General features: G+C 38.0%; 8 protein-coding genes and 1 rRNA gene (1 of these 9 cut by a window edge). All 9 read right to left on the bottom strand.

The features are described from left to right. Window positions 1-1,391 (bottom strand): 16S ribosomal RNA (locus IPP32_13415); it reaches 132 nt to the left of the window's first position. 463 nt (window positions 1,392-1,854) lie between these two features. Then, entirely contained in the window at window positions 1,855-2,565 is a 711-nt protein-coding gene (locus tag IPP32_13410) for an SDR family oxidoreductase (protein MBL0049081.1), read from the bottom strand. 75 nt (window positions 2,566-2,640) lie between these two features. Further along, window positions 2,641-3,498, bottom strand: coding sequence for a gliding motility protein GldN (gldN, locus tag IPP32_13405; protein ID MBL0049080.1), 858 nt, complete (start codon window positions 3,496-3,498; stop codon window positions 2,641-2,643). 13 nt (window positions 3,499-3,511) lie between these two features. After that, window positions 3,512-5,158, bottom strand: coding sequence for a gliding motility protein GldM (gene gldM, locus IPP32_13400; GenBank protein MBL0049079.1), 1,647 nt, complete (start codon window positions 5,156-5,158; stop codon window positions 3,512-3,514). Window positions 5,159-5,215: 57 nt separating this feature from the next. Further along, the gene (gldL, locus tag IPP32_13395; GenBank protein ID MBL0049078.1) at window positions 5,216-6,025 is read right to left on the bottom strand and encodes a gliding motility protein GldL; all 810 of its coding nucleotides are present in this window, start codon (window positions 6,023-6,025) and stop codon (window positions 5,216-5,218) included. A gap of 61 nt (window positions 6,026-6,086) precedes the next feature. Then, window positions 6,087-7,394 (bottom strand): SUMF1/EgtB/PvdO family nonheme iron enzyme, encoded by a 1,308-nt coding sequence (locus IPP32_13390; GenBank protein MBL0049077.1) that lies wholly within the window; start codon window positions 7,392-7,394, stop codon window positions 6,087-6,089. A 108-nt stretch (window positions 7,395-7,502) separates the two neighbouring features. After that, complete coding sequence (locus IPP32_13385) at window positions 7,503-8,432, bottom strand: type IX secretion system membrane protein PorP/SprF (GenBank protein ID MBL0049076.1); 930 nt, start codon at window positions 8,430-8,432, stop codon at window positions 7,503-7,505. A gap of 167 nt (window positions 8,433-8,599) precedes the next feature. Then, window positions 8,600-9,772, bottom strand: a complete 1,173-nt coding sequence (locus IPP32_13380) for a formimidoylglutamase (GenBank protein ID MBL0049075.1) — start codon at window positions 9,770-9,772, stop codon at window positions 8,600-8,602. Between the two features lie 13 nt (window positions 9,773-9,785). After that, entirely contained in the window at window positions 9,786-12,224 is a 2,439-nt protein-coding gene (gene topA, locus IPP32_13375; protein ID MBL0049074.1) for a type I DNA topoisomerase, read from the bottom strand. Window positions 12,225-12,438 lie beyond the last annotated feature (214 nt).

Here is a 12,438-nt window from a genome sequence, read left to right as displayed (position 1 = left end):
CGGTGTGTACAAGGCCCGGGAACGTATTCACCGTATCATTGCTGATATACGATTACTAGCGAATCCAGCTTCATGAGGTCGAGTTGCAGACCTCAATCCGAACTGAGACGAGTTTTAGAGATTGGCATCATGTTACCATGTAGCAGCCCTTTGTACTCGCCATTGTAGCACGTGTGTAGCCCTGGACGTAAGGGCCGTGCTGACTTGACGTCATCCCCACCTTCCTCACCGCTTACGCGGGCAGTTTCATTAGAGTCCCCAGCATAACCTGATGGCAACTAATGATAGGGGTTGCGCTCGTTGCGGGACTTAACCCAACACCTCACGGCACGAGCTGACGACAGCCATGCAGCACCTAGTTTCGCGCCCCGAAGGGATGAATGCTTTCACACTCAGTCGCTAACTTTCAAGCCCAGGTAAGGTTCCTCGCGTATCATCGAATTAAACCACATGCTCCTCCGCTTGTGCGGGCCCCCGTCAATTCCTTTGAGTTTCACTCTTGCGAGCGTACTCCCCAGGTGGATTACTTATCACTTTCGCTAAGACGCGTACTGTATATCGCACACATCGAGTAATCATAGTTTACAGCGTGGACTACCAGGGTATCTAATCCTGTTTGATCCCCACGCTTTCGTGCCTCAGCGTCAGTTATAGTTTAGTGAGCTGCCTTCGCAATCGGTGTTCTGTGTCATATCTAAGCATTTCACCGCTACACGACACATTCCGCCCACTTCAATTATACTCAAGATTAGCAGTATCAATGGCAGTTCTGTCGTTAAGCGACAGGCTTTCACCACTGACTTACTATTCCGCCTACGCACCCTTTAAACCCAATAAATCCGGATAACGCTTGGATCCTCCGTATTACCGCGGCTGCTGGCACGGAGTTAGCCGATCCTTATTCTTACAGTACCGTCAGCCTGATACACGTATCAGGGTTTCTTCCCGTATAAAAGAAGTTTACAACCCATAGGGCCTTCATCCTTCACGCGGCATGGCTGGTTCAGAGTTGCCTCCATTGACCAATATTCCTTACTGCTGCCTCCCGTAGGAGTCTGGTCCGTGTCTCAGTACCAGTGTGGGGGTTAGTCCTCTCAGATCCCCTAGACATCGTAGCCTTGGTGAGCCGTTACCTCACCAACTAGCTAATGTCACGCATGCCTATCTTCAACCGACTGATCTTTAATTATAATTTGATGCCAAATCATAAAGTTATGGAATATTAATCCCTCTTTCGAGGGGCTATCTTCCAGTTGAAGGTAAGTTGCATACGCGTTACGCACCCGTGCGCCACTCGTCATCAAGTATTGCTACTCATGTTACCGTTCGACTTGCATGTATTAAGCCTGCCGCTAGCGTTCATCCTGAGCCAGGATCAAACTCTTCATTGTAGTTTGTCTTGAATCTCAAAATTAATTTGAAATTTTAATTATTTGGAATTTGTTTCATATCGAAAAACCTAAAAGATTAATTCGATAGGATACTTGCTTTGCTTTTTGCTATCTTCAATATTTTCAAAGAACGTAACTATAATGAACCTTTTGAAAGGTTTATAATAATCAATTTTGTACTCTTTTAATGAACTTCCCTTTTCGTTTGGGGCTGCAAAAGTAAACAACTTTATATTAACTCCAAATTAATTTTCAATTATTTTTCTAATTAGCTGAAAAACAGTTGAATAATTTTTCTTTGTTAAAATTGCCTCAGATTTCTATTTTGAAGCGTTATTTAAAAGAGCATTCCTTTTTGTAAGGGGCTGCAAATGTACAGCGATTTTTTAAACTAACAAATGTGTATGTAATATTTTTTTCAACTCCCCCTTTAAGTGCTGAATTTCAATGATTTATTTTTCACTTATGGGGTTGCGCTCGAAACAGGAATTGTTTTTCCATTAAAAAAATGGGAGCTCTTTAATGCAAATTCTGTAATAAAATCAGCCATTTCAGCGGGTTCATGTGGTGCTACATATTCCGGGAACGCCTTTTTAAGCATGTTGGTGTTCACTGATCCCAATGCTAAACAATTTACACGTATTTTATCCTTCTTTAATTCTTCAGCCAAGCATTCGGCTAAAATCGATAAAGCTCCCTTTGATGAACTATAAGCACTTAACCCGGGAAACTTCACCGTACCATTCATTCCGCCCATGCTCCCAATTAGTATTACTTGCGCATGCTCACTCTTTCTCAATGATGGCAACAACGCTTGTATTAACAAATAGGGCGCAAATACATTCACTTCATAAACCTGTTTTAATTCCTCCGGTGAAATGGTATCAAAGGGTTTATTGATGATGCTTCCGGCATTACAAATTAAGACATCCAATTCAGACATATGTAGACCGACTTGTTCCTGAATTCCTGCCATGCTTCTGGGATCCGTTAAATCCATGGCTAAGGGGATTAATGTATCACACTTATACTCGGCATTTATTTCGGATTTCAATTTATTCAACTTTTCAGCATCCCTCGCGATTGCTATTATTTTATTAGAAGCATCAGTAGCAAATTTCTTTGCAACAAAATACCCTATTCCATTCGATGCTCCTGTGATAACAATATTCATTTTGATGTAAAATTTAAAGTAAAAAAAAAGCACCGAAATTATTTTTCGATGCTTTTTCAAAGTTATTAAATTTGATTAATACTCCCACATGTCATGCTCGTAATTGAAAATATTTTCTTTTATCTTCTCTGCTTCCAATAATGCATCCATACCGGTTTTGTATGAATTGATATATCTATCATAAACATTTGACTCTTTTAGAACGTAGCTTGCAAAATCTCGCTTCCAAAAAATATCTTCAAAAGTTCTTCTTTCTGCATCATTATTACGATTAAACACTTCAGAATTCGCAAAAACATAACGGGTTTCAGGGAAGTAAATCCAAAATAAAGGCTTTTGTCCTCTAACTGTTACTCCATCATCCTCTATTACGTCAAGTAAGCAGCACAAACCAATAATTCTAACATCCATAACTGATCGTTGCTTATCAAAAAACCAATCCTCTTTAATGTCAATCTTTTTGATACTTTCAGGCTTAAATGGATTATTAATCACCTTGGGAATAAGGTTACCCGGATTATCCGGATCATCGACATATTGCGTATCAATTTTACCAGCTAGCAGACCTTGTACCTCTGATTTTGTTAATGGTTTCTTAAATTCATCGTCTGCACCATCATAAGCAGTTATTGTACCGTCATTTAAAATACCATCTAGAATTACCTGAACAATACTTTTGCGGTTATTGATTTTTTCAATAGGAAAATAAAGTGGGTGATTCTTTTTTTCTCTTAAATCTATTCGTCTCCAAATCCTTCTTGACCATTGAACATCCGCTTCACGCAAATAGGTATAGGGAATAACCTTCCTTTCTGGTGAATGCTCTTTAACGTAAACACCATCCAAAACATTCGTTTGAGCTAAACTTTGCTTTGTCACAACTAAAGAAAAAAATAAACCAGCGATAATTAATCCTAATTTTATTTTAGTCATTTTGAATTTATTTTTAGTTAACTTTTAATATAATGGTATTTAGCCCTCTTGTTGTTCCATCAGGCATTTTAGCTTTAATATCCTCAAAATATACTTTTTGATTGCTTGGAAGGGCTTGAATCATCGAAATCATCTCAGAAGTTAACGCACCATTGGGTGAAGTCTTTTCTTGAATCATTCCGCCCTTACCTGTAACACTCATTCTAAAACCTGTAATAAGAATTTTCAAATCAAAATCAAAAGATTCCATTTTGGGTATAACATTACCCGCCGCAATTAATAATCCCTTTTTGATTGGTCCTCCATTTGTTCCGCCTATATATGCAACTGGAGTTGGTAATTGCTTAACTCTAAACTCAAAAGGTGTTCCCATAGGTCTTGTGGTTGTTCCCATTTTAGCGCCCACACTAATAGTGCATTTATTTGAGCCACTAACAACCCTAACATTATACTTACCGCTGCTAACTTTGGTTAATGTACCTCCATTACCCGCCAAATTAGCAACTATATTTTCTGGAGCAACACCGGCAGCACTAATATCCACCGGGTTATCTACTCCAATGTAAAATACATTCATTTTAGTTGGTGAAACTGCTGCTGCTGGCTTAGCCACTTGATACTCAGAAGTAAATGGATAGGAATCAAACTCACCAGGACGTCCTGGTTTCTCAACTTTAATTACCCCACTCCATTTTTGCAAACCTTCAGCGCTTGTTCTAATCACATATTTTCCAAGACCACCTTCAACCGGTAATTCTTTCCCTTCACCACCTGTTTTTAATTTTGAAGTATCACCAACAATTATTTTTGGATTAGTAGTTGAATTTGATGCAACTAATAATACATCTGCGGTATACTCATCTCCTGCAATCACATAGCTTGATTTTGCAATTACTTTAGCAGACAACTTATCAAAAGTAAAATCTTGACCCTTTACCGATTGAAACAATTGATTCACAACATCTGCTTCAGCATTCTTAGCATCTGCTTGAATTCCGGATAAAATAGTAATAATTGCAGCCAAAGGAATATGTTCGAAGTTGGTAGTCTCCCACGTTCTTACTTCTCCTTCTTTTGGTTTCGGATCCGGAGTTTTCAAACCCAATTTTGATTCCATTTGCTGTTTTACAACCGGTAAGAAAATTTCTTGCCCGGGAGGATTGTCAAACAACTTAATAAAATCAGCACGTGCAGCATTAATTTTTGCTTTCAAATCAGCAGCTGTAAAATCGCCCTTTTTAGGACTTTCAGGGTTACTGCCAATCATGATTTCAGATGGAACGGTGTAATTGTCTTTGGATTGCAAATACTCTAAATGCATTGTATCTGCAGCATCCATTGTAATTTTATCCGTTTCAGATAACAATTTTGTTTTGATTTGCTTAATGTATTTTACCAAATCATTAGAAATCTTTTGAGCCTTTTTTGCACGCTCGTAATAAGGCCCTGTTTTTTTAGGATCCTTGGTATTTGCGGCTTCGAAGTCACTGTAGACTTTTTCATTTTTCTTTGAAAAATTCTCATTGGTTTTTTCCAAGCCATCGTTAACGATTATGAATGAATCCAAAATTTCTTTTGAAACGTTTAGTGCTAACAAGGCTGTTAACACTAAATACATCATACCAATCATCTTCTGCCTTGGGGTTCCTTTTGCTGACATACTCTTTAAGTGTTTTTTATGAAGTGATTATAATACTTATAAGTTAAAAACTACAAATTATCTATTGTAGTTCATTGCTGTTAGCATGTTACCATAAATGGTATTCAATGAGCTCAAGTTTGTGGCTAATTTACCCACTTCATCTTTATATTTTCTTGTATCGTCAACAGAACCACTCAAGTTTTCAATTAATTGATTCATACCTTCATACATTTTGTTTGACACTTTCAAATGGTCGTTTGCACCTTGTAATTGCAATTCATAAACTGCATTAAGTGCAGATAAATTTTTTGAAACGGCAACCAATTGCTCACCATAAACTTGACCATCCAAATTAGTGCTTGTAAGACCTGTAAGCGCCTCAGAAGCCTTGATGTAGGATTGAGCCAATTGTCCAACAGAAGTAGTAGCCCCTTTAATATTATCTACATATCCTTGAGTTGCAACAGTAGCATCAGTAATATTTGAAAGCTTTCCTGCTTGCTCGCTTAGGCTTCTCATTCCACTGCCTAAACTTTCAATCAATTCAGGACCAATTTTGGCTTCGCTTAATAATTTATCAAGCTCAGCGGCAATAGGATCTTTTTTATGTTTGCTATCTTTATGACGACTTGCACCATGCTCATCAGCTCCTCTCAATTCAGGATAAACCAAACTCCAATCATCCTCTTCATGCACTGGTTCAAAAGCCGAAAAGAAGAAGATAACGGCCTCAATAGACAGACCGGCAACCAACATCGGACCCGCACCTGGCCAGTGTTGAATCTTAAACATCGCTCCTACAATTACGATAGAAGCTCCCCATCCATAAAGATAACCCATGAATGTTTTTCCTTTTTTTGACTGAAGTTTTTGAATGATTCCCATAGTTTGTTAAAGATTTAAAGGGTTGTTTTTAGATTTGTAAATAAACTATTTCTACTAAAGATTACTGCTCGTCTCCCGGAACTCTACCCAAATAAGACATCACACATCTGAATCCAATGTAACACTTTGCAGTATCTTGGTATTCATAGGTACGGGATCCATTTTGCAAGTAATAAGAAACATCTTTCCATGAACCGCCACGAATAACTTTTCGTTTAAGTGCAACTGCGTCATTCTCGGATGCTTCATAAACATAGTCCGGATTCATGTCATGCGAAAAATTATAAGCTGATTCGTCAAAAGCGTTACTTGTCCATTCAGATACGTTTCCAGACATGTCATACAAACCGTAATCATTTGGATTATATGTTCCAACTTTTAGTGTATTTAACCCCCCATCATCTGTATAGTTACCGCGAAGTGGTTTAAAATTCGCAAGGAAACATCCTCTAACATTCCTAATATAGGGACCACCCCAAGGATAAGGAGAAAGAGCTAAACCTCCTCTGGAAGCATACTCCCATTCGGTTTCGGTTGGCAATCTAAAATCTTGTACAATTGGAACACCTTGTCCCATAAAAAATCCGTTTAATAGCTGTGTTCTCCAAATACAAAATGCTCGTGCTTGTTTCCATGTTACCCCCACAACAGGATATTCATCATAAGCCGGGTGCCAAAAATACATATTGGTCATTGGCTCATTAAAGGAATATGTAAAATCATGAATCCAGGCTAACGTATCAGGATACACATTAATTACGTCCTTCTTAATAAACACCGATCTATCTGTCATTCCCTGTTCTCTGTTAGCTTTTCGAGCTGCTTCTCTAAGGTCAATCCAATAATATTCAAAATCCAATTTACGTGCATCAATTTCTTTTCTGTGGTAATAGCGTTCATTAACCGGTAAGAACATATCTGCGAGTGCTTCTTTCGCATCTTCATCGTCCCACTTTAAACGTTCTTCCCAATTGAGTTGACGAAAATCCGGATCTTCTTCGTTTTCTGCTTGGAGAAAATCCTCATTGCCGGCTTCTGCAATTTTTCTTCGGGCAATTGAATCTCTCACCCAATTCACAAACTGACGGTACTCGTTATTGGTAATTTCAGTTTCATCCATGTAAAATGACTGCATGGAAACTGTTTTTGCCTGAGTTGTTTGCGAATATGGAACATCCTGATCACTTGGACCCATTTGGAAACTTCCTAAGGGTATAATAAGCATACCATATGGGTTGAAATCATACCAAGTTTCTCTGTTTTGTGCTCCAATCAATTGGCCGTTATCACCACTTGCGCAGCTTTGTAGGACAATTGCTAAAAGAATAAAATAGATTACCTTTTTGATGTTTTCTAAAAGATGATTCATTTTTGTTTTTTTTGGTTTAACATTCTTCCCTGCAAAACTCACCATTTATTTAATTCTTGCTTAAATAATACAATTGACTCTTACGAGTCTGAAAAAAATTAGTTACTTTTATAGGAAACGAACGTTTTTATACTTGGTAGTTGTGGTTTTTGGAACAATTGTATAACAGAATCCAAGCATCAACTCGTGACTACCATTACTTTGTGTTTTAAGCTTAGAAGTAGTAACATCGTAAGCATAACCAACTTTAAAAGCACTTTTTGCATTAAGTGCCTTTTGAAATCCAACCATTGGGACAATTGCATCGGATGTTCTATAGCTAACGCCTAACCAAAGCAAATTATTGTAGAGAACATTTACATTCAAGTCAAATTGTGTGGATGAACCAACCGATTTAACCAATGCAGATGGGCGTAACGTAAACGTTTCATTAATGTCATAATTATAACCGGCGGTTACATAATAGTGACGGGCAATTTCAAAACTCAAGTTATTTTTTTCAATCTTTCCTTGATTCAAGTGAGTAGATGATAAACCAACATAAAACTTAGGAGTGTGGTAATGAACCCCAAAACCTAAATCAAAAGTATTGTCAGATGCCTTACCGGTAGGAATTGCTTTATCGGCAGCAATTGGATCTGTAGATTTCCAATTTCCATTTATCGATTTATTATATAATCCAGCCTCTACTCCAATACCCAAATTTCCATCGTTACCAATGGGTAAACGAAATGCATAAGACAGCTTGCCGAAAAAATTATTTTCAAAACCTAATTTATCTGTTGCTACGGTTAAACCCAAACCACCATGAAGCATTTTTACCGGAGCGTCAATTGAAAGAATATTTGTTTTAGGTGCCCCGTCAAATCCAACCCATTGCTGTCTTCCAATCAAAGTAGCACAAATTGAACCGTTTGCCCCGGCATAACCGGGATTATATCCAAGTCGGTTGTACATGTAGTGACTAACTTGTGGGTCTTGCTGTGCAAAGGAAAAAGAACCAATAAAAACGAAGCAGGCTAAAAGTGTTTTTTTCATATATGAATCGTTGTAATGCAGTTAAAATCTTTCAATAAATCCAGTCACCAATACATCAATCTCTAAAAAATTGGTGGGTAAAGTAAGTAAACATATTTTTAATTACCAAATTTTGGCAGAAATTATATTTTTCATGCTTTGTACTAGTTACATGGCATACCTATTAATCAGCTCAGTTTTTGGAAGGTGAGCCACCATTTATCGGGCATGTCTTCCTTGCAGGCAGTTTGGTAATCCTGATAGCTGCAAGGCACAAGGTGATGCCGCTCGTATTTAATTTTCTTATTCGGCGGATAAGGAACATCCATCCACCATCGATCACTTTTGGGGCTTTTGTAAAAAACAATTTCATATTTATTGTTTTGTATAAATACCCGGTACTTCGTAAAATCTCCTCGGCTTCCAATTGGAAAATCCTTTTTGCGATTGGAAAAGCCTTCCAAAAAATACCAAATCATTTGCGCCACCAAATGCGCTGTCTGACCATCTTTATCTAAACTCGGATTAAGCTCGTAAAATCCAATTGACGATAATTTATCGCTCATTCCTGCATAGCGCGCAATTTGACAAGCTTCCTCTCCGTGAAATCCATTGGGTGTTGCATTTGCATTTCCGGGTGCATCTGAATAACGAATACAAGAAATATCAAAACTAACAATATCGGCGTTACGAACAATGGGTTCAACTTCTTCCATGTTTGAGCGCACGTAGCCCAATCGATGGGTATCGAAAAATAATTTCGACATAAGCTCAACCGCATTTTTATCCACAAAATAGGTTTGATAGCCTATGTTGCTATAGTTGAATAAATAATTGGGTTTGTGTAAAATAATTTTGCTCAGATAGGATTGTGAATCCAACTCCTGATTCATTTCACCTAAATCAAATTTGGAATCTATAGAAACAATATTTACAACTTGTTCCAGTTCTTCATAAGCTTTATAATTCGCGTAGGTTAAGTCTTGCCCACCGCCAATAATTACCGGTACAATATTATTTTTTACTAGCTCTTTCACCACCGCAGAAACTGCGAAGTAAGTATCTTCAATAGAAAAGCCGGCATTAATATTTCCCAAATCCACAACTGAAATTGGACCTGACGGTTGAAATAATTTATACAAATGGTTTCGAACATGATCTGGTGATTCTGAACAACCCACATTATTTAAGGATTTTCGATCTTCCTTTACACCAATTAAAGCAAGTTGCACACCCGTCAAATCAGGGAATCCGCTTTGCGAATTGCGTGCAAGCGTTCTGCCGAGTTGTGTAGGTTGGTAGTCTGAACTATTCAGAATGCCTGTATTCTCGAGTGGCTCAAAGTAGATTGAAATATCCATACTTGCTATGTGACTATTTCTTTTTAGGTGATTTTGCTTTCGCAACACTTTTTTTTGCGGGTGCTTTTTTAGCAGATTCTTTCTTTGCAGGGGCTTTCTTTGAAGCCTTTTTAGGCTTTTCAGCTTTTGCAGGTAATGATTTTTTATTTGCAGCAACTTTAAATTTTGGTGCAGGTGCAGCGGCGGCAATTGCCAAACATTCTTCCAGTGTAAGGGTTGCCGGTTCGGTTCCTTTGGGTATTTTATAATTATTTTTCTCAATTGCAATATAAGGGCCCCATCTGCCATTAAGCACTTGCACACTTGGATTTTCTTTAAAGCTTACTATAACTTTTTCACGATCCGCTTTGCGTTTTGCTTCAATAAGTTCAATACATCTTGCTTCGCTTACAAGCATTGGATCGTCCTCCTTTTTTAAGGAATAAAAAGCCGAATTGTGACGAATGTAAGGGCCAAAACGTCCAATATTTACTTGCATCTCCTTGTCCTCATAAGTTCCTGAGATTCTGGGAAGCTTAAATAATTCGAGCGCATCTTCCAAGGTTATGCTTTCGAGACGCTGATTCGCGCGTAGACTCGCGAATTTAGGTTTGTCCTGATCATCACCCGACTCTCCAATTTGAATTAAGGCACCAAATCTTCCAATACGAGCATAAATATTTTTCTTTGTAGTCGGATCTACTCCAAGCAAACGCTCACCACTAGCACGATCGGTGTTCTCCAAGGTGCTTTCAACATGGGCATGAAACGGCTTATAAAAATCAGCCAACATTTTTGTCCAATCTAATTTTCCTTCAGCAATAATATCAAACTCTTCCTCCACATAAGCAGTGAAATTATAATCCATTATCTCATCAAAATTTTTAAGCAAAAAATCGGTTACCACCATACCGATATCAGAAGGAAATAATTTTGATTTCTCCGCTCCTGTATTTTCAGTTTTTACCTCTTTGGAAATAGAATTATTTTTTAGCGTAAGCACTTGGAATTTACGTTGAACCCCTTCCCTATCTTCCTTCACAACATAACCTCTTTTTTGAACTGTTGATATGGTTGGGGCATAAGTAGAAGGTCGACCAATACCCAATTCCTCCAGCTTTTTTACCAAACTTGCTTCCGTGTATCTTGGAGGATGGTTGCTAAAGCGTTGCGTCGCATTTGATTCAATCATTTGGAGCATTTCGCCTATTTCGATAGGTGGCAACATACCTTCTTGTTCCTCCGTATTTTCATCATCTGTGCCTTCCATATATACTTTCAAAAAACCATCAAACTTAAGTACCTCACCTTGTGCGATATACTTTTCCTTACTTTTTGAAATGGCTATGGTCGCCACAGTTTTTTCCAATACTGCATCGCTCATTTGTGAGGCGATAGTACGTTTCCAAATTAAATCATACAAGCGCTTTTCATTGTTTTCGCCTTCCACATTTTTTTGGTTGATGTAGGTTGGACGAATCGCTTCGTGGGCTTCTTGGGCTCCTTTACTTTTGGTTTTATATTGACGCGGCTGGTGGTAATTGTTTCCATAAGCACTGTTAATTTCATCCTTAATTGTACCCATTGCCAATTCAGAAAGATTTACCGAATCTGTTCTCATGTAAGTAATCTTACCGGATTCATATAATCGCTGTGCAAGCGTCATGGTTTGAGCCACCGAAAAACCTAACTTTCTACTTGCTTCTTGTTGAAGTGTGGAAGTGGTAAAAGGTGCTGAGGGTGATTTTTTTCCTGGCTTTACTTCAAGGTTTTCAATACTGAAATCAGCACCGATACAATCTTGCAAGAAGGCCATCGCTTCCGGCTCCGTTGCAAATCGTTTAGGTAATTCGGCCTTTAAGCTTGCCCCACTTTTAAGTTCAAATAATGCCGATACACGAAAAGCAGAGGTACTCACGTGAGCAGATACTTCTCTTTCTCTTTCAACGATTAACCGCACCGCAACCGATTGCACTCTACCGGCGGATAAGGACGGCTTTATTTTTTTCCATAAAACAGGCGATAACTCAAATCCTACTAACCTGTCTAAAATTCTTCTGGCCTGCTGGGCATCTACTAAATTCTTATCAATTTTTCTAGGATTATCAATTGCTGCAAGGATGGCCGTTTTGGTAATTTCATGAAAAACGATACGCTTCGTTTTGCTTTCTTCCAAATTTAATGTCTCGAACAAATGCCAAGATATGGCTTCTCCTTCTCGGTCTTCATCACTTGCCAACCATACCACATCCGCAGCTTTCGAGAGCTTTCTTAGTTCCGCTACAACCTTTTGCTTATCCTCTGAAACTTCATAATTGGGCTTAAACTTATTGGCAATTTCAACACCAAAATCCTTTTTAGCTAAATCTCGAACATGTCCAAAACTTGATTTAACAGTAAAATCTTTACCTAAAAATCCTTCTATAGTTTTAGCTTTGGCGGGGGACTCAACAATTACTAAATTTTTCGACATCTTATTTTAATTGGGTTTTAGGAGCAACAAAAATTTCACAAAGGAAAACAATTACAAAGTTGATTTCCAAATATTTTAAATTTTGGATTTCCGTTTTTGACTCATATATATTACATATATATAATTTTTTGAAATAATTCCCTTAACACATTTTGCAAAACTGACACTTTGGCAAAGTCGCTAAAAAAGGCTTACTTTGCAGCCCCAAAAAAAG

It is taken from the genome of Bacteroidota bacterium, from assembly GCA_016721765.1.
In the GTDB taxonomy this organism is placed as follows: domain Bacteria; phylum Bacteroidota; class Bacteroidia; order UBA4408; family UBA4408; genus UBA4408.
The sequence above is the reverse complement of the archived record's forward strand: the minus strand, read 5'-3'. Positions and strand labels throughout refer to the sequence as shown.

What these genes read in the sequence shown, in the direction of transcription:
- gldM (MBL0049079.1), bottom strand. Translation starts at nt 5,158, where the DNA reads ATGTCAGCAAAAGGAACCCCAAGGCAGAAGATGATTGGTATGATGTAT.
- IPP32_13380 (MBL0049075.1), bottom strand. Translation starts at nt 9,772, where the DNA reads ATGGATATTTCAATCTACTTTGAGCCACTCGAGAATACAGGCATTCTG.
- topA (MBL0049074.1), bottom strand. Translation starts at nt 12,224, where the DNA reads ATGTCGAAAAATTTAGTAATTGTTGAGTCCCCCGCCAAAGCTAAAACT.
- IPP32_13385 (MBL0049076.1), bottom strand. Translation starts at nt 8,432, where the DNA reads ATGAAAAAAACACTTTTAGCCTGCTTCGTTTTTATTGGTTCTTTTTCC.
- gldL (MBL0049078.1), bottom strand. Translation starts at nt 6,025, where the DNA reads ATGGGAATCATTCAAAAACTTCAGTCAAAAAAAGGAAAAACATTCATG.
- IPP32_13410 (MBL0049081.1), bottom strand. Translation starts at nt 2,565, where the DNA reads ATGAATATTGTTATCACAGGAGCATCGAATGGAATAGGGTATTTTGTT.
- IPP32_13390 (MBL0049077.1), bottom strand. Translation starts at nt 7,394, where the DNA reads ATGAATCATCTTTTAGAAAACATCAAAAAGGTAATCTATTTTATTCTT.
- gldN (MBL0049080.1), bottom strand. Translation starts at nt 3,498, where the DNA reads ATGACTAAAATAAAATTAGGATTAATTATCGCTGGTTTATTTTTTTCT.